Origin of the sequence: Vibrio cyclitrophicus (assembly GCA_023206055.1) — a bacterium.
Classification (GTDB): domain Bacteria; phylum Pseudomonadota; class Gammaproteobacteria; order Enterobacterales; family Vibrionaceae; genus Vibrio; species Vibrio cyclitrophicus_A.
This window is the reverse complement of the sequence record CP065366.1, coordinates 983,314-1,001,186: the sequence shown is the minus strand read 5'-3', so window position 1 is coordinate 1,001,186 and position 17,873 is coordinate 983,314. Positions and strand designations below refer to the sequence as shown.

General features: G+C 45.8%; 19 protein-coding genes. 18 read left to right on the top strand and 1 reads right to left on the bottom strand.

The window, feature by feature from the left end; translation table 11 throughout:
* Positions 1-24: 24 nt before the first annotated feature.
* The 18 genes from ITG09_04475 to ITG09_04390 all read left to right on the top strand — a co-directional run bounded on the left by ITG09_04475 (position 25) and on the right by ITG09_04390 (position 16,206).
* Positions 25-789 (top strand): beta-ketoacyl synthase chain length factor, encoded by a 765-nt coding sequence (locus ITG09_04475; GenBank protein UPR52891.1) that lies wholly within the window; start codon positions 25-27, stop codon positions 787-789.
* Positions 790-1,560 carry a 1-acyl-sn-glycerol-3-phosphate acyltransferase gene (locus ITG09_04470; GenBank protein ID UPR52890.1) on the top strand — a complete coding sequence of 257 codons (771 nt, stop codon included), beginning with the start codon at positions 790-792 and terminating at the stop codon, positions 1,558-1,560.
* Positions 1,561-1,665: 105 nt separating this feature from the next.
* Entirely contained in the window at positions 1,666-1,926 is a 261-nt protein-coding gene (locus ITG09_04465; protein UPR52889.1) for an acyl carrier protein, read from the top strand.
* A gap of 10 nt (positions 1,927-1,936) precedes the next feature.
* Complete coding sequence (locus ITG09_04460) at positions 1,937-2,194, top strand: acyl carrier protein (protein UPR52888.1); 258 nt, start codon at positions 1,937-1,939, stop codon at positions 2,192-2,194.
* Complete coding sequence (locus ITG09_04455) at positions 2,194-2,751, top strand: septation protein IspZ (protein ID UPR52887.1); 558 nt, start codon at positions 2,194-2,196, stop codon at positions 2,749-2,751. Before ITG09_04460 ends, ITG09_04455 begins: the two co-directional genes overlap by 1 nt.
* 6 nt (positions 2,752-2,757) lie before the next feature.
* Positions 2,758-4,146: an acyl-CoA synthetase gene (locus ITG09_04450; protein UPR52886.1), complete on the top strand. Its 1,389-nt coding sequence runs from the start codon at positions 2,758-2,760 to the stop codon at positions 4,144-4,146.
* 89 nt (positions 4,147-4,235) lie between these two features.
* On the top strand, positions 4,236-4,598 hold the full coding sequence (locus tag ITG09_04445) for a 3-hydroxyacyl-ACP dehydratase (protein UPR52885.1): 363 nt from the start codon (positions 4,236-4,238) through the stop codon (positions 4,596-4,598).
* A complete protein-coding gene (locus ITG09_04440; GenBank protein ID UPR52884.1) occupies positions 4,591-6,396 on the top strand; it encodes a glycosyltransferase family 2 protein in 1,806 nt (601 codons plus the stop codon). Before ITG09_04445 ends, ITG09_04440 begins: the two co-directional genes overlap by 8 nt.
* Entirely contained in the window at positions 6,374-7,921 is a 1,548-nt protein-coding gene (locus tag ITG09_04435) for an aromatic amino acid lyase (GenBank protein ID UPR52883.1), read from the top strand. The genes ITG09_04440 and ITG09_04435 overlap by 23 nt, the downstream gene beginning before the upstream one ends.
* A 73-nt stretch (positions 7,922-7,994) precedes the next feature.
* Complete coding sequence (locus tag ITG09_04430) at positions 7,995-8,492, top strand: acyl-CoA thioesterase (protein ID UPR52882.1); 498 nt, start codon at positions 7,995-7,997, stop codon at positions 8,490-8,492.
* The gene (locus tag ITG09_04425) at positions 8,479-9,165 is read left to right on the top strand and encodes an outer membrane lipoprotein carrier protein LolA (GenBank protein UPR52881.1); all 687 of its coding nucleotides are present in this window, start codon (positions 8,479-8,481) and stop codon (positions 9,163-9,165) included. The genes ITG09_04430 and ITG09_04425 overlap by 14 nt, the downstream gene beginning before the upstream one ends.
* Complete coding sequence (locus ITG09_04420; protein ID UPR52880.1) at positions 9,137-11,509, top strand: MMPL family transporter; 2,373 nt, start codon at positions 9,137-9,139, stop codon at positions 11,507-11,509. Before ITG09_04425 ends, ITG09_04420 begins: the two co-directional genes overlap by 29 nt.
* Entirely contained in the window at positions 11,506-12,129 is a 624-nt protein-coding gene (locus ITG09_04415) for a DUF3261 domain-containing protein (GenBank protein ID UPR52879.1), read from the top strand. The genes ITG09_04420 and ITG09_04415 overlap by 4 nt, the downstream gene beginning before the upstream one ends.
* 5 nt (positions 12,130-12,134) lie before the next feature.
* Positions 12,135-13,334, top strand: coding sequence for a beta-ketoacyl-[acyl-carrier-protein] synthase family protein (locus tag ITG09_04410; GenBank protein ID UPR52878.1), 1,200 nt, complete (start codon positions 12,135-12,137; stop codon positions 13,332-13,334).
* The gene (locus tag ITG09_04405; GenBank protein ID UPR52877.1) at positions 13,327-13,791 is read left to right on the top strand and encodes a hotdog family protein; all 465 of its coding nucleotides are present in this window, start codon (positions 13,327-13,329) and stop codon (positions 13,789-13,791) included. Before ITG09_04410 ends, ITG09_04405 begins: the two co-directional genes overlap by 8 nt.
* Entirely contained in the window at positions 13,788-14,513 is a 726-nt protein-coding gene (gene fabG / locus ITG09_04400; GenBank protein UPR52876.1) for a 3-oxoacyl-ACP reductase FabG, read from the top strand. Before ITG09_04405 ends, fabG begins: the two co-directional genes overlap by 4 nt.
* The gene (locus tag ITG09_04395) at positions 14,510-15,733 is read left to right on the top strand and encodes a beta-ketoacyl-ACP synthase (GenBank protein ID UPR52875.1); all 1,224 of its coding nucleotides are present in this window, start codon (positions 14,510-14,512) and stop codon (positions 15,731-15,733) included. Before fabG ends, ITG09_04395 begins: the two co-directional genes overlap by 4 nt.
* Before the next feature lie 8 nt (positions 15,734-15,741).
* Entirely contained in the window at positions 15,742-16,206 is a 465-nt protein-coding gene (locus tag ITG09_04390) for a hypothetical protein (protein UPR52874.1), read from the top strand.
* Positions 16,207-16,295: 89 nt separating this feature from the next.
* On the opposite strand, the gene gltX is transcribed toward ITG09_04390, so the two are convergent.
* A complete protein-coding gene (gltX, locus tag ITG09_04385; protein UPR52873.1) occupies positions 16,296-17,723 on the bottom strand; it encodes a glutamate--tRNA ligase in 1,428 nt (475 codons plus the stop codon).
* Between the last annotated feature and the right edge of the window lie 150 nt (positions 17,724-17,873).

Sequence of the window (17,873 nt, the reverse complement as noted above, 5' to 3'; positions counted from 1 at the left end):
AGACCCAAAGCAAATCAATACTCTATGTCAAATCAGTCCCAATTAATGTCGTTTAATATTGAGAAATGGTCTGCAAATTCTGCCGGTCTCAATTCCGATGCCGAATGGCAAGCGTGGAGCAATCATTTAGATTGGCCACAAGATGGCTCAACTGAATTCAAAGCGATCCCTCCTATGATGCGCCGCCGAATGAGCCTGCAAAGTAAGCTTGCCGTCCAAACCGCATTAACGCTATTAAAAGACACCTCGATTGATTATCTGGTTTTTGCCAGCCGACACGGTGAATTACACCGAACCGCAACCTTGATTCAGTCGATATTGGAAGGCGACGATGCCTCACCAATGGCGTTCTCACAGTCGGTACACAATACCGCAGCCGGGCTAACCACCATTGCCGCAAAAGCACCGATTCCATTGACCTCAATCGCCGCAGGACAAGATACTTTCCATAACGCACTGATTGAAGCTTATCTTTACCTGCACCAATACCCATCGCATCGTGTTTTAGTTATCGATTTCGACCAACCTCTGCCTGAGCTCTACCAAGAATACGAAACTCAGCACTATGCAGATTATGCTCTGGGTTTAGTGCTCACCACTGGTAATGACTACTCGGTATCAAGAGCTGTATCGTTATCAAGAGCCACAACTAACGAAAGCTCATTAGCTGAATTGCCTCAAGGCCTGCAAACACTGCAGAACATCCTTCAGAACTCACCGAGCTGGACAGTAGCAGGCAAACGCCAAGATTGGACTTGGGTAAATAACGCAAAAGCCGGAGCAATATAAATGAGCAAGGTTGACCAATATTGGCGAGTATTCGCGACAGGCCTCTGCTTTACCATCTTCGGTTTAGGAGGCTTAGTTCTCAGCTTCTTGATCTTGCCGTCGATCGCGCTCACCACATCAAACACCATTCAAAGAGAGCTTAGGGCTCAACGACTGATTCGCTTCTCATTCAATGCGTTCTGCCAGATCATGAAGTTCACTGGTGCGATTGATTATCGAATTGATGGTGCCGAACTACTGCGTGAAGATCGCAACTGCATCATCGTCGCCAATCACCCAAGCTTGATTGACTATGTACTAATTGCCTCTCAACTTCCACAATGTGATTGTCTCGTTAAAGCAGCCATTTGGGAAAACCCATTTATGAAGAGGATCGTCAAAGCAGCGGGTTATATTCCTAACCAAGCACCTGACGATCTTTTAGAGCGTTGTGACGAACGTTTTTCTCGTGGAAACGTTCTGCTTGTTTTTCCCGAAGGAACTCGCACAACGCCCGGAATTGAACCATCCTTACAACGTGGTGCAGCGCAAATAGCAACTCGAACACAAACTGATTTACGCGTGATTCACATTACGGTTTCTCCGACATTCTTAACGAAAGAAAAAAAATGGTATCAAGTTCCTGCTACGAAACCCTTTTTTCATGTCGCGGTGAAAGGTAAAATAGAAGTCGCACCCTTTATTGAGAATTCGAATAATTTAACTTCGGCAGCAAGACGCCTTAATCATCATCTTGCACACACTATTTTCCCTTCCGAAGAAAACATTTAGCTCCTCAATATAACAGCAGGCGATATCAGCATTTCGAAAATATCTCGCATAATGTAGAATCGCCCCCTTAAAGCAGCATTTAGATAAAGCATTAAGTAGGCCAAAGTGGAAACATTACACAACGAACTGAAACAACTGATCATCGACGCATTGAACCTTGAAGATATGAGCATCGATGAGATTGAAACGGAAGCTCCACTATTTGGTGATGGACTTGGGTTAGATTCTATCGATGCGCTAGAGCTTGGTCTTGCTATCAAGAAAAAGTACAACATTGTTATCGATGCCGACGACTCAAACACTCGCCAGCATTTTGCATCGGTTGAAAACCTAGCGAACTACATCTCATCTCAAACGAACAACTAGACAGATCTTTATGACACAAGCTAACCAACAAGAAGTATACAACCAGGTTAAAGATGCGCTTATCGAGCTGTTCGAGCTTGACGCTGAAGATATCACGCCGGAAGCTCATCTCTATCTTGATCTAGACCTAGACAGCATTGATGCGGTTGATTTGGTCGTTCACCTACAGAACGTAACAGGTAAGAAGATCAAGCCTGAAGAGTTCAAAGCAGTACGCACCGTTAATGACGTTGTGGAGTCTGTGGTTGAACTATTGAAGGACGCATAATGCGTCCTCTGCTGACTTTACTGTCGGCAATCATACTTTTCACTTATCCAATAGCGGTTTACTTTGGACTCAACAAGTTTGGCCTACAAACCGTTGGTATCGTCTTAGCCGCTATCTTTGCTGTCCGCATTTTCACTGGCGGTCAGGCTAAAATCAAAGAGCTAAAACACTTAGCTTGGATCAGTGGTAGTGCCGGAATTGTTCTGCTGGCACTAGGATTAACCTTCAAGCAGCATGGGTGGTTAACCTATTATCCCGTTATCGTTAATGTTTGTATGTTGGCTGTATTCGCTTCAAGCCTATGGCAACCACAAACGATTATCGAGCGCCTTGCTCGCCTTCAAGAGCCTGAACTTCCGCAAAGTGGCGTTGATTACACGCGAAAAGTCACCAAGGTTTGGTGCTTGTTCTTTGTTATCAATGGCTCTATCGCCCTTTACACCTGCTTCCAACCTCTTGAAGTATGGACCCTATACAATGGCTTACTTAGCTATCTGTTTGCTGGGTTACTCTTTGCAGGAGAGTGGGTAGTAAGACAGCGCATTCGTCAGAGTTAAATTGTTATGACCCAAACCGTATCTTACACCTCGTTGTCTGAACTTCTCAGCCAGAACAGAGCCCCTAAATCTATTGTCTGCTTTGACGACAATAGCGAGATTACGTGGCAAACCTTTAACGACGACTTATCTCGACTCGTACACCTTTTATCTTCATCCCCTTTTCAACGAGTCGCGATTTGTACCCAAGACAGCTACCTATTTTCGGTGGCCTTTTTAGCGTGCGCAGTCAGTCACAAACACATCATCTTACCGGGGAACTATCAACCTTGTGCACTTGCTGAGTTAAGTGAGCAGTTTGATTGCCTGCTAGTTGATGACTCGATTGGCGAAGTTGAGGTGAGTGACATTCGCAATATCCAAACCTTATTAGACTCAAGCACCAAAGTACAAAAGCCTCTAACCGATGATCTTACGACCATTGATTTGGCAACAGCCCCATTAACTCTGTTTACTTCAGGTTCAAGTGGCACGCCAAAAGCGATAGATAAAACGTTAGAACACCTAGATATTGAAACCGCTCAGTTACACAAAAACTGGGGCGAGTTACTCAAGGGAAACCGAATCCAAAGCACCGTTTCTCATCAACATATCTATGGTTTACTGTTTAGAATCTTATGGCCACTCTGCTCTGGTGTTCCATTTGCTCGAAACAACCTCGAGTACCCAGAACAGATATTGTCTCACGCAAATCAAAATTGTGTGCTGATCAGCAGCCCTGCTCTACTCAAACGCTTAAAGCATGAGACCAACAAGGTACAACTTGCAGGAATCTTCTCTTCGGGTGGACCATTGCCTACCGAGTCGGCTCACCAGTCACGAGATTTACTAGGACATTTACCTATCGAGGTATTTGGCAGCACAGAGACTGGCGGTATCGCCTTTCGCCAACAAGAGAACGCTCAAACACCTTGGCAGCTTTTTGATTGTATTGAGGCTAGTCTCAACAGTGAGAATTGCATTAAGTTATTGTCGCCATATATCGATAAAAACAACTGGTATCAAACCGCCGACGAGTGCGAAATGGTCTCGAAGAATCAATTCATATTGAAAGGCCGAACCGACCGAGTGATCAAGATAGAAGAAAAACGAGTATCATTGGTTGAAGTCGAAAAGCGACTTGAGCAACTTCCTTGGATAAGCGAATGTGTCGTCATTCCATTTGAAGAACCGGAACGCTTAATCTTGGCGTCGGTTTTGGTATTATCAGATGAAGGCCAAGCGAAACTCGCCACCATGAGTAAAGGTAAATTCTGGTTGATGCTGCGTTCAGAACTCAGAAAATGGTTAGAGCCAATCGCCATCCCAAGAAAATATCGCATTGTTGATGAGATTCCACTCAACAGCCAAGGTAAGCGATTAACGTCTCACATCGAACAGCTAGTAAAATCATAGAAACCGCTGATCGTATTTTACACTGAGATCATCTTTTTATATTTTTGTCAGAACACCCATTTTCAGCCCAAGGATTCTAAGCACGCGCTATGGATAAGAGAAAACCAAACGTCATTGCTGTTGACACTGTAGAGAAAGAATCGACCCTGACACTCCATATTACTGGAGACATCACCGATTTTAAGGGGCACTTCAAGAGCTTTCTTATTCTTCCTGGCGTTACACAGATTGATTGGGCACTTCACTATGCAGTTCAAGAACTGAATGTCCCTGGTTACTTTAAAGGCATGGAAGTCATCAAATTCCAAGAGCCGATCCTGCCTGACTCTACCATTCAGTTGTCACTCAAGTGGGACGCTGACAAAGACAAACTGAGCTTTAGTTACACCTCAAACAACGGCGAACAGACTCACTCTTCAGGCAAAATGAAGCTGGGAGAGAAAAGTGAATAGCGCTCCCATCGAGGCTGTTTCTCAACAAACTCTAAAAGAAAGCAACTACAAAGCTTGCTTCCTAATCCCGTGCTTTAACCACGGCGCAACCATGCCTGCTGTGGTGTCGTCACTCCATCACTTTGAGTTGCCGATCATCATCGTCGACGATGGAAGTGAACTCACCACAAAACAGTTTCTGGCTCCCCTTGCAGAGAACTCAAACGTAACCTTGGTGACACTTGAACAGAACCAAGGCAAAGGCGGCGCAGTAAAGGCTGGCATCAAGCGAGCACAAGAGCTCGGCTTTAGTCATGCCATTCAAATTGATGCTGACGGGCAACACGACCTTGAAGCCTTGCCAGCATTAGTTGAGGCCTCACAAGCTAAGCCACAACGTCTGATATCAGGCCAGCCTGTCTATGACGACAGTGTTCCTAAAGCTAGGCTCTACGGGCGCTACGCGACACATATTTGGGTATGGATAGAAACACTGTCTCTGTCGATTAAAGACAGCATGTGTGGCTTCAGAGCGTATCCAATCGATAAGACGCAAACCGTATTGAATAAATACGATGTTGGGTCTCGAATGGACTTCGATATCGAGATTCTGGTTCGCCTATATTGGGAAGGCTGCGATATTGATTTCGTTGAAACACGCGTTATATACCCAGAAAACGGCATATCTCATTTCGATGCGCTGTGGGATAACGTAAAAATCAGCTGGATGCACACGAGACTGTTCTTTGGCATGCTGCCGAGAGCACCAAAATTGATTGCTCGCCATTTCAAATCCGATTCTGCTAAAAGTGGGCAAAACCAAGATTCCTTGGCTGAATCTAACAAGAACGAGTCAGAACAACCCCATTGGTCTCGCACTCAAGAACGCGGCACTGTGCTGGGCATCAAACTGTTATTGGCTGTTTATACCTTGTTAGGCCGAGGCGTATTTAATCTTATTTTGCGTGGTGTGATGCGTTACTACCATCTAACGGGTAAGCGCGCGCGAAACGCATCTGAACAGTACCTATTTCAGCTTAAGGCATACGCTGAACAACAGAACATAGAGTTACCCGCTGAGCTAACCAGCTATAACCACCTGCTCTCGTTTGGCCATACCATGCTAGACAAGCTGGCGGCATGGAAAGGCGATTTCTCGGTAGATAACTTGACGATTCATGGCCAAGACCAATTTGAAAGCATGGTGGAAAACCAACAAGGTGTGCTGATTCTAGGATCTCACCTTGGCAATATAGAATTATGCCGCGCTTTAGGTCGCAGACACTCGAACATCAAAATCAATGCGCTGGTGTTCACAGAGCACGCTGAACGTTTTAATTCAGTGATGAAAGCGGTCAACCCGCAGTCTGATTTAAACCTGATTCAAGTAACTTCAATGGGGCCTGATACTGCTATCTTGTTGCAACAGAAGTTGGAGCAAGGCGAGTGGATTGTGATTGTTGGCGATAGAACCTCCACCAGCAAAGAGAGCCGTTCCGTATGGGCTGAGTTCTTAGGTAAGGAAGCACCCTTCCCTCAAGGTCCATTTATGTTAGCCTCGGTTCTCAAAGCGCCAGTATTCCTATTATTTGGGCTACGTGACGACTCACAATCTAAGCCGCATTTTAATGTCTATTTCGAGCATTTTAGCGACAAGATAGAACTACCAAGAAAGACTCGCGAACAATCTTTACAGCAAGTCGTGCAAAAATACGCAAATCGACTTGAGCACTACACACTGAAAGCACCGCTTCAGTGGTACAACTTTTTTAATTTTTGGACATTGAGCAAGCACCATGACGAAAAAGAATCCAAATAGCATCACCTTTGGTGCCGAACGCCTCACGATTGAGGATGTTGTCGCTATCTCACAAGGCGCAAAAGCCTCGATGAACTCAAGTGAAGCATTCACATCAAAAATCGACCGTGGTGTCGCTTTTTTAGAACGCCTATTGAAAGAAGAAGGCGTGATCTATGGTGTGACAACGGGCTACGGTGACTCATGTACCGTTGCGATTCCGCCAAACCTTGTTGATGAATTACCACTGCATCTAACGCGCTTTCACGGCTGTGGTTTAGGCGAAATACTGTCTCACGAACAATCTCGTGCAGTATTAGCAACGCGCCTGTGTTCATTGTCACAAGGCGTATCTGGTGTGACTCACGATTTGCTCAACCAGATCGTTACTCTGATCAACCAAGACATCTCACCACGTATTCCTCAAGAAGGCTCGGTTGGTGCCAGTGGCGATTTAACGCCGCTGTCTTATCTGGCGGCAGCACTGATTGGTGAGCGCGATGTTATCTACAAAGGCGAAGTTCGCCCTACTAGTGACGTCTACAAAGAGCTAGGAATTAACCCTATCAAGCTTAAGCCAAAAGAAGGCTTAGCATTGATGAATGGCACGTCAGTAATGACGGCTCTGGCTTGTATCGCTTACAAACGTGCAGAATATCTAGCTCAGCTGTCGACTAAGATCACAGCTATGGTGTCTGTAGGTATGCAAGGCAACGATTTCCATTTCGATGAAGCGCTGTTTGCAGTGAAGCCTCATCCGGGTCAACAGCAAGTTGCTGCATGGCTACGTGATGACTTACAAGCAGATCGCCCGCCACGTAACAGTGATCGCTTACAAGATCGTTACTCACTGCGTTGTGCACCGCACGTTATCGGTGTGGTTCAAGACTCTCTGCCTTGGCTACGCCAAATGATTGAGAACGAACTAAACAGCGCTAACGATAACCCAATTATCGATGGCGACAATGAGCGCGTACTGCACGGTGGACACTTCTACGGTGGCCATATCGCAATGGCAATGGATACACTAAAAACAGCGGTAGCCAACCTTGCAGACCTACTTGATCGCCAAATGGCGCAGTTGATGGATTACAAGTTCAACAACGGCTTACCATTTAACCTAACGGGTGCTGAAGGCGAACGTAAACCAATCAACCACGGTTTCAAAGCGGTACAGATTGGCGTTTCAGCTTGGACAGCAGAAGCATTGAAACACACCATGCCAGCAAGCGTGTTCTCTCGTTCAACCGAGTGCCACAACCAAGACAAAGTCAGCATGGGCACCATTGCGGCTCGTGACTGCTTACGCGTTCTTGAACTGACTGAACAAGTTGCGGCAGCATCTATTCTGGCGGGTACACAAGCGCTTGAGCTTCGTAAACGCCACAATGAGCTTGATGAGCATCACATGAGTGAGAACCTCAAGCACATTCGCGACGAAGTACTGAAAGAGTTTGAGTTTATTGTCGAGGATCGTCCGCTTGAAGGCGATCTACGCCACTTTATTTCTCGTATTCAAAGTCAGCATTGGTCACTTTACTCATAGAGTAGTTAACCTCATAAAGTGGTTAACTTCATAAAGTAGCCAACCCTTTACGCAATATTGTTGAGAGCGATTTATGTCTGAAATCCTTCATCCATTACAATCTGAGGTGACTCTGATTACCTCATTCCAAGATGCCGATCCGATGGGTGTGATCTATCACGGCAATTACTTCCGATTTTTTGAAGAAGTAAGACGCATAATGATGGATAAGATTGAGTACAACTATCATGAGATGAAGGATTCTGGCTACATGTGGCCAATCATCGATACGCGCGTGAAATACATCAAGGCAATACCCTTTAATCATCAGATTAAGGTAACGGCTAAATTGACCGAATGGGAAAACCGCTTGCGCGTTGATTACGAGATTCATGATGCCAACACAAGCGCTCGCATGACACGCGCCCACACCATGCAGGTTGCAGTGACCATTGAAGAACAAGAGATGTGCTTCGCTTCACCGAAAGTGTTTACCGATAAAGTCGAGCACTGGCATCAGTTCGGTAGCTTACCTTTATCAGCTGAACATCTATCTACTAACCCACAGCAGGTGAACCATGAATCTGTTTAAGCGCGGGCGTAAGCAAATCAGCATCGCACTACTAGGGCTTGCTTCAATGATGGCGAGTAGCTTTGCTATTGCTAATGAAAGTACAGTTATGGTTGGCTCTATTTCAGACCTGCAAACCGTATTAAGCGCGAACAACATAGTGCGTGGTGAGTTCACTCAAACACGCAACATGGAAATGTTCGCCCAGCCTTTGACGTCACAAGGTACATTCCTGTTAGACAAGTCGAACGGTTTGCTTTGGACACAAGCGACCCCCTTCCCTGTGAATTTAGTGTTGACCGATAACAAACTAAGTCAAAGGTTTGCCGATCAGCCTGCTAAAATCATCACCGATAAAGAAAACCCAATGGCGTTTTATTTCAGCCATATTTTCCTATCGGTGTTCCATGGGGACACGCAAAAACTTCAGGAACAGTTCGCACTCGATTTTGCGCCTGCAACTGCAACAAGTTCAGATGACAATACAGAAAATAAGTCATGGATACTGACTCTTAAGCCTAAAAGTGCGCCAATGAACGCGGTGTTTGAAGCCATCACACTGCAGGGGCAAAGTGATATTGAACGCATTGAACTGAAAGAGATTCGTGGAGACAGCACTGTGATCGAATTTAATCAGTTAAGCCATCTACCGGAAGTATTATCAGATGTTGAAGCGCAACAATTCCAACTCTAGTCTTGCCCTTGTTTGGCTTGTTGTCGTAATGCTATTTAGCGGATTGTTGATCAAACAATTCGCTTTTTCTTCGTCGGTACCTATTGAAAGCAACATTCTAAAGTTACTACCAGAAAACCAGCAAGACCCAATGGTAGAGCAAGCCTTTCAGCAAATATCTAGCTCGATGAGCGAGCAAGTGGTGTTCATCATCAGCGCTCCCAATATCGAACGAGCCATGATTGCGACTGACGCTTTTGAAAAAGATCTCAACCAAAGAGCCTTTTCAAGTAAGCCAACTCTGTTTAAGCAAGTTCAAGGCAAAATCAACGCCACCACCCAAAGCCAATGGAGCGATTTCTATTTTCGTCACCGAGCTCAACTTCTGACTCAACAACAAAAAGAGACGCTGACACACTCACCTGACTCGCGAGCTCAATATGTGATTCAGTCTCTGTACAATCCCTTCTCAGGTGTCACTGCCGCAGAGCTCACTCTCGACCCATTTTTGTTATTTCGCGACTACATCAGTGCCGTTGGCGTTCAATCAAGTAACTTTGTATTGAAAGAGGGATACCTCACAGCCGAGTCTAATGAACAAACTCATATTTTGGTCACGGCTACTCTGGCGGGTTCACCTTATAGCTTGGCGATTCAAGAGCAACTTCCGGATCTTAATTCAATTGAGCGCGAGATTGAAAAGCAATTTGATGTCAAAGTCCAGCATACCGGCGTGGTGTTCTACGCTAATTACGGTACCGAAAGTGCAAAATCAGAAATCAGTACCATTGGTTTAGGCTCATTGGCAGGTGTTATTTTATTAGTGTGGCTGACGTTTCGTAGTGCCTTACCACTCGCCTTATCTTTGCTCTCAATCAGTACTGGATTATTGGTTGCGCTGGCAAGTACCGTCGCTATCTTCGGCAAGGTTCATCTGTTTAGTTTGGTGTTCGGTGCCAGCTTGATTGGCGTGTCTATCGACTACTCCTTTCACTACCTCACTGACCGCTTAGCAGCAGGCAATAAGTGGCAAAGTGACAAGGGCTTAAAACATATTCTCGTTGCGATCACCTTGGGTCTTATCACCAGCTTGATTGGCTATCTAGGTCTGTTGGTCGCACCTTTCCCTGGCTTACAGCAACTTGCTCTGTTTTCTTCGATTGGACTGATCGCAGCTTACGCCAGTGTGGTGTGTTGGTATCCCGTTTTAGCGGCAAAACCAAGTCAAGAGCGCCCGCTTCCTTTATCGAAGCTTTGGCATGCTTGGTTAAGTCTCTGGAGCAACCAAAAGTTTAGAATTGGCTTACCGTTAATAGTAACGGTCTTGAGCCTGATATCACTCAGTCAAATTCGTTACGACGACGATATTCGCCAACTACAAGCGATGCCAGAACAACTCAAACAACAAGAACAAGCCATTACTGAAATCTCTGGATTGGGCAGTGGTCAAAATATGCTTTTGGTGACAGCCAAAAGCGACCAAAAGTTACTCAAAAAACTGGCAGAAATCACCAAAAGCTTAGATTCTCTAGTCGATAGCCAAGGTATCTCTGGGTATCGCAGCATCAATCAACAGTTGTTAAGCACACAAGAACAACAGTTTAACTATCAGTTAGTTGAGCAACTCTACAGTCAACAAAGCCAAATATTACAAAGCACTTTAGGTTGGTCTACTTTTCCAGAACTACCAAAATTCGAACCAATCACGGTAGCTGGATTTTTGGAGTCACCGGTGTCAGAACCTGTTCGACCACTTTGGTTAAAACCGATCGCCGGACAAGCAGCATCGGTCATTTTGATCAAAGACGTCACCAATTCAGAGCTGTTCTCTCAATGGCTGGATTCAAGTTTTGTTCAGCAACAAGGGGTCAAATACCTCAATAAAGCCGATGAAATATCCGCTCTCTTTGCAGAATACAGAGTCAAAATCACAGAGCTATTATTGGTAGCATTGGCTGCTATCGGTATGGTGCTAGGTTGGCGTTACGGTGTGAAGCAGAGCCTACTAATGCTGTTGCCATCATTGATCGCTGGAATCGCAGGGTTAGCGGTCACTGGTATTTTAGGTTCAACGTTAAACCTGTTTAATCTACTGGGCTTGATTCTCATTTTAGGGATTGGTATTGACTATACCCTGTTCTTTGCTGAGCAGAAAAAGTCTCTGTGCACCTTGTTGGCAATCACTCTATCAGGTCTAACGACGCTGCTCTCATTTGGTTTATTATCTTTGAGCCAGACTCATGCTATTCATAGCTTCGGAGTGACTGTTCTGACAGGGATCTTTGTCGCGTGGCTACTTTCTCCGCTCGCTATCAACAGTAGTAGAAGCGTAGAGCGACCAACCTCTCGAGAGGCTTTTAGATGATCAAAGCAATAAAGATAACCTTCGCCACACTAGCAGGTATTCTACTCACTGCTTGCTCGATGGTTTCTCAACAACCGACTGGCGCAAGTGTGTCTATCAACAATGACACCGAGCTAGCGCTGCCACTGCCAGCTGAACTTGGATACTCCCTCACGGCCAGCCAGCTCATCAGTGCTACGTGGGAAGATGATACACAGCAACTTCCTGTGCAAGTCGAAGTCACACCGGATAAAGTGGTTTTGGCCGGTTTCTCCTCTTGGGGTACGCGTATTCTATCGCTGCAATACCAGAACCAAGTGATCGACACGCAAGTTCTATCTGGCCTTGGTGCCACATTGCCACAACCGGAACAGGTGTTATTCAATCTAATGTTGACCTTATGGCCGGCAGAAGCATGGGCTCAACCCTTAAAAAGCATAGGTTGGCACCTAGTCGATACCGACAAAACGAGAACCGTGTTTGACGACAACCAACAAGCCATCATTCAGATTGAATACCAAGCAAAAGCCGGCGAACCAAAGACATCGGGAGAGATTGTTTTCAAGCATCTAATCCAAGGCTACACCATCACCATACAAACGTTGAACTCAACGATTGTCGACAACCCAAGTGAGAGTTGAACACTATGCCTATTTACATCCAAGACTGTGGTTTCCACTCAGCGCTAGGCTCAGAGATTGCCGATATTCATAGCTGTCTGAAAGATGAGTGGGAATCAAATATGGTTGAAGTAAACGATATGCTGAACGATGGTAAACATACGGTCGTTGGTCAGATCGCGGGTGAACTACCACCGATTCCTTCAGCACTTGCGCAATATGCCACTCGTAACAATCAACTGGCGCTGTCAGCTCTTAATCAAATTGAAGATTCTATCGAGCAAGCAAAATCTCAGTTTGGCGCAGATAGAATTGCTGTGGTTATCGGCACCAGCACTTCGGGGATCTCTGACGGTGAGGCCGCGTTTAAGCACAAACTCGACCAAGGCTCTTTTCCCGAACATTATCACTATTCGAAACAAGAGCTAGGGGATACTTCCGAGTTCATTAGCCAATACTGCTCATTAACCGGGCCAAGCTACGCGATCTCAACAGCTTGCTCGTCCAGTGGTCGTGTATTTCTCACGGCACAACGTGTACTAGATTCAGGCATGGCTGATGCTGTATTAGTCGGTGGCGTAGATACCTTATGTAAACTGACACTCAATGGTTTTCATGGACTGGAAGCTCTTTCAACGACACATTGTAAGCCATTTAGTGCAACCCGAGATGGTATTAACATCGGCGAAGCAGCGGCATTCATGTTGCTCAGTAAGACAAAGCCAACCGGTGTAAATGCAGGAAAAGACACACCAAACATTGCCTTATTGGGTTGTGGTGACAGCTCTGACGCACACCATATTTCAGCGCCCCATCCAGAAGGAAACGGCGCCGAACAAGCAATGCGAAAAGCATTAGATTCTGCACATTTACAAGCAAAAGACATCGGTTACATCAATGCGCATGGCACAGCAACACCACTTAATGACTCAATGGAAAGCAAAGCCATCCATCGTATTTTTGCAAACAAGGTTCCCGTTAGCTCAACCAAGCCTCTTACCGGGCATACTCTTGGAGCCGCAAGTGCGATTGAGGCTGCAATTGCATGGCATATTTTGAAATATGACTTACCGCTTCCCTTACAAAAATGTCAGGATAAAGCTGAAGATATTGAGATTGATTTGGTAAACTGTACCCAGAAACTTAAAGTAAAGAACATCTTAAGCAACTCGTTTGCGTTTGGTGGCAACAATATTAGCCTGATTTTTGGTGTAGTAAATGACTGATATCCCTTCTGTAGACCAACTTCTCCCACACGATGATCCAATGATACTAATCGATCGTGCGATCAGCGTAGAGGCGTTGTCGATCCACTGCCAAGTGGATATTGGCCCCCATAATCTGTTCTTTAATGCCGAATCAAAAACTGTTCCAGCTTATGTTGGTATCGAGTTTATGGCACAGTCCGTTGCTGCTTGGTCTGGATACCATTCACTGAAAAACGGCACCATTCCCCCTATAGGTTTCCTACTCGGTTCTCGTCGCTACAAGTCACTGTGTGATGAATTTACTCAAGGTCAAACCTTTGATGTCTACGCCGAGCAACTGATGGAAGACAGTGGTATGGCCGTGTTTACCGCTAGAGTCGAAGACCAAGGTGAGTTAGTGGCTCAATGCCAACTCAATGTCTACGTACCAACAGAACAAAAATTACAAGAAATGAAAACTAGGAGCCCATCATGAGCCGTCAGGTTTTAGTCACTGGTGCCAGCAAAGGCATTGGTAAAGCGATCGCTGTTCAACTTGCGAAAGACGGGTTTGAAATCGCCGTTCATTACATGGGTGACAAGCAAGGTGCTGAAGAGACGCTAAAGTCGATCACAGAATTAGGTAGCAAAGGTCGTCTTATCCGATTTGATATCAGCAACCGCAGTGAATGTCGTGAGAAGCTAGAATCCGATATTGCCGAACATGGCGCTTACTATGGCGTAGTGAACAACGCGGGCATTACTCGTGACACTGCATTCCCTGCAATGACAGAAGAAGAGTGGGATGGCGTGATACACACCAACCTAGACAGCTTCTACAACGTACTTCACCCGTGTGTGATGCCTATGGTTCAAAAGCGTAAAGGTGGCCGTATCGTCACTCTAGCGTCGGTATCGGGCATCATGGGCAACCGCGGTCAAACTAACTATGCAGCGGCAAAAGCCGGCGTGATTGGTGCAACTAAGTCTCTGGCTTTAGAACTCGCGAAACGCAAGATCACCGTAAACTGCGTGGCTCCTGGCTTAATCGATACCGGCATGGTTGACGAGCACGTGAAAGATCATGCACTTCCTCAAGTACCACTGCGCCGCATGGGCGAACCTGAAGAAGTTGCAGGTCTCGTGAGTTACCTAATGTCTGATATTGCAGGCTACGTCACTCGCCAAGTGATTTCAGTAAATGGAGGCTTAGTATGACCCGCCGTGTTGTTGTAACTGGCATGTCAGGTGTTACAGCCTTTGGTAACGACTGGCAACAGATAGAGCCAAAGCTAAAGGCTTGTGAAAATGCGACCCAATATATGCCAAGCTTTGAGCAATATGATGGCCTCAACACTAAGCTTGCTGCACCTATTGATGATTTCCAACTGCCTAAACACTACAAGCGTAAACAAGTACGCGGCATGGGCCGTGTATCTCGCCTGGCCACCGTTGCTACTGAAAATGCACTAGAACAAGCAGGACTGATTGGCCACGATATTTTAACCAATGGTGAAACCGGTATCGCTTACGGATCTTCAACAGGCAGTACTGACGCGGTTGGTGCGTTCGGCGTAATGCTTAACGAGAAATCGACACGAGCGATCACAGCAACTACTTACGTGCAAATGATGCCACACACAGCTGCGGTAAACGTAGGATTGTTCTTTGGGCTACGCGGTCGTGTTATTCCCACCAGCAGTGCGTGTACTTCAGGAAGCCAAGCCATTGGTTACGCCTATGAAGCGATCAAGCACGGCTACCAAACCGTGATGGTTGCCGGGGGTGGTGAAGAGTTATGCCCAACTGAGTCTGCCGTTTTCGATACCCTTTTTGCTACCAGTTTAAAAAACGACACACCCAAGAAATCCCCTAGCCCATACGACAGCGAGCGTGATGGCTTGGTTATCGGTGAAGGCGCCGGTACGCTTGTTCTTGAAGAGTATGAACATGCTGTTGCTCGCGGTGCAAAGATCTACGCTGAAATCATTGGCTTTGCCAGCAACTGCGATGCGGCTCATGTGACCCAACCTCAGATGGAAACCATGCAAGTTTGTATGGAGAAAGCGCTGAGAGACGCACAGCTTCCAGCCGAGAAGATTGGCTATGTTTCTGCACACGGTACTGCGACAGAAAAAGGCGATATTGCAGAGAGTAACGCGACTGCGAATATCTTTGGTGAAGTGCCAATCAGTTCATTGAAAAGCTACTTTGGACATACGCTTGGCGCGTGTGGTGCGATTGAAGCTTGGTTAAGCATAGAGATGATGCACAGCGGTTGGTTCAGCCCAACCCTAAACCTTGAGAATGTCGATGAACAGTGCGGCAAGCTCGATTACATCACAGGCTCAGGTCGCGAATTGGATGTTGAATACCTAATGAGCAATAACTTTGCTTTTGGTGGGATTAACACCTCAATCATCTTCAAAAAAATCTAGGATAGATAATGAAAAACTGGTTAGTTGCCGCTGTTGTCGTTTTACTCGCAGGTTGTAGTGCTCCTAAGTATTCAGGGAATGCACTGCCAGAAGCAAACAATATTAAAAACATCACTATCGTAGAAGACACCAAGACGCGCACTGTGTTTCTTGATTCGATGCTCGATTGGTGTTTGAACAATCAAGTTAAATGTAAGGTTGTCGCTGACGGCTCTGAACACAAGCCTGAAGAAGTCACGCTAGATTACGTATCTCGTTGGAGCTGGGATTTGAGAACCTTTGTGGCAGACGCAAAGATCTCCGCTTATCAAGATCAACAGCGCGTTGGTAACGTAGAGTTTAAGGCGCCGAATAGCGGCAACTTTTCTAAGTTTGGTGACGATATGGAGCGCATCAAAGCGATGATGGATATCTTGTTTGATAAGAAAACACCCGCGCAAGCGACTCAAATGATTGCCGACGACAAGTTTTAACGAAGTTATTCAGAGAGTAAAACTCGAGACAAATAAAAAGGGTCAGTAACCAAGTTACTGACCCTTTTTTGATTCTAGCAATCGCTCAATTAAGCGTTAGCTTCACGCTCAGCGATGAACTCAAGAGCCATCTTGATGCGAGCGATTACGCGCTCTTTACCAACAAGCTCCATCACAGCATCAACAGAAGGAGACTGGCCGCCACCTGTTACTGCTACGCGAAGTGGCATGCCGATTTTACCCATGCCGATCTCTAGTTCTTCACATACTGCTGCAATCACACCGTCTTTGATGTTTGCTGTTGTGAATTCTTCAAGCGCTTCAACCTTAGCAAGAGCAAGCTCTAGTGGGCCTTTAGCAACACCACGTAGGTGCTTCTTAGCTGCGCCAGCTTCAAACTCAGAGAAATCTTCGTAGAAGTAACGAGACTGCTCAGCAAGTTCGATAAGCGTGTTACAACGCTCGCCAACTAGCTTGATCACTTCAGTGATTGCAGGGCCGTTTGTTGTATCGATCTTCTGTGCGTCTAGGTGCCATTGCAGGTATTTTGCCACGTACTCAGGCTCAGAAGTTTTGATGTAGTGGTTGTTCAACCAAAGTAGCTTGTCAGTGTTGAATGCAGAAGCAGACTTGCTGATTGCTTTAAGGCTAAAGAACTCAATCATCTCTTCTTGAGAGAAGATCTCTTGGTCACCGTGAGACCAGCCTAAACGAACTAGGTAGTTGTTTAGTGCGTTTGGTAGGTAACCTTCATCGCGGTATTGCATTACAGAAACAGCACCGTGACGCTTAGAAAGTTTCGCACCGTCATCACCAAGAATCATTGCACAGTGAGCGAAAGTCGGAACTGGCGCGCCTAGTGCTTCGTAGATGTTGATTTGACGAGGTGTGTTGTTGATGTGGTCTTCACCACGAACAACGTGTGTAATACCCATATCCCAGTCATCCACTACCACTACGAAGTTGTAAGTTGGTGCGCCGTCTGTACGACGAATGATTAGGTCATCAAGTTGGCTGTTAGCGATTTCAATGCGACCACGGATTTGATCATCAAAGACTACGCTGCCTTCTTTAGGGTTACGGAAACGGATAACGCACGCATCACCTTCTTTTGCTGCTTCGTTAGCCGCAACAATTTTAGGGTGGTTAGCATCGTAGCGAGCCATCTCTTTGTTTTCTTCTTGCTCTGCACGAATTTCGTCAAGTAGCTCTTTAGACGCGTAGCATTTGAATGCTTTGTCTTCAGCAAGTAGCTTATCAACCATTTCGTTGTAACGGTCAAAACGCTTAGATTGGTAGTAAGGACCTTCATCCCATTCCATACCCATCCATTGCATGCCTTCTAGAATTGCATCAACCGCTTCTTGAGAGTTACGCTCAAGGTCCGTGTCTTCGATACGTAGAACGAATTCACCGCCTTGGTTTTTAGCGAATAGCCAAGAGTAAAGTGCAGTACGTGCACCACCAACGTGAAGATAGCCAGTTGGGCTAGGAGCAAAACGAGTTTTAACCGTCATTTAAATACCTTGATTATGTAGGTGATTCTTTTAGTGCTCGTCGTTACAAAGCTTGTAATAGACAAATATCACTAAATTTTGGGCGCTATTTTATCACCACCGCTTAAATCTACAATCAGTAGTGAATGATTAATGTGCTGTTGTTGTACG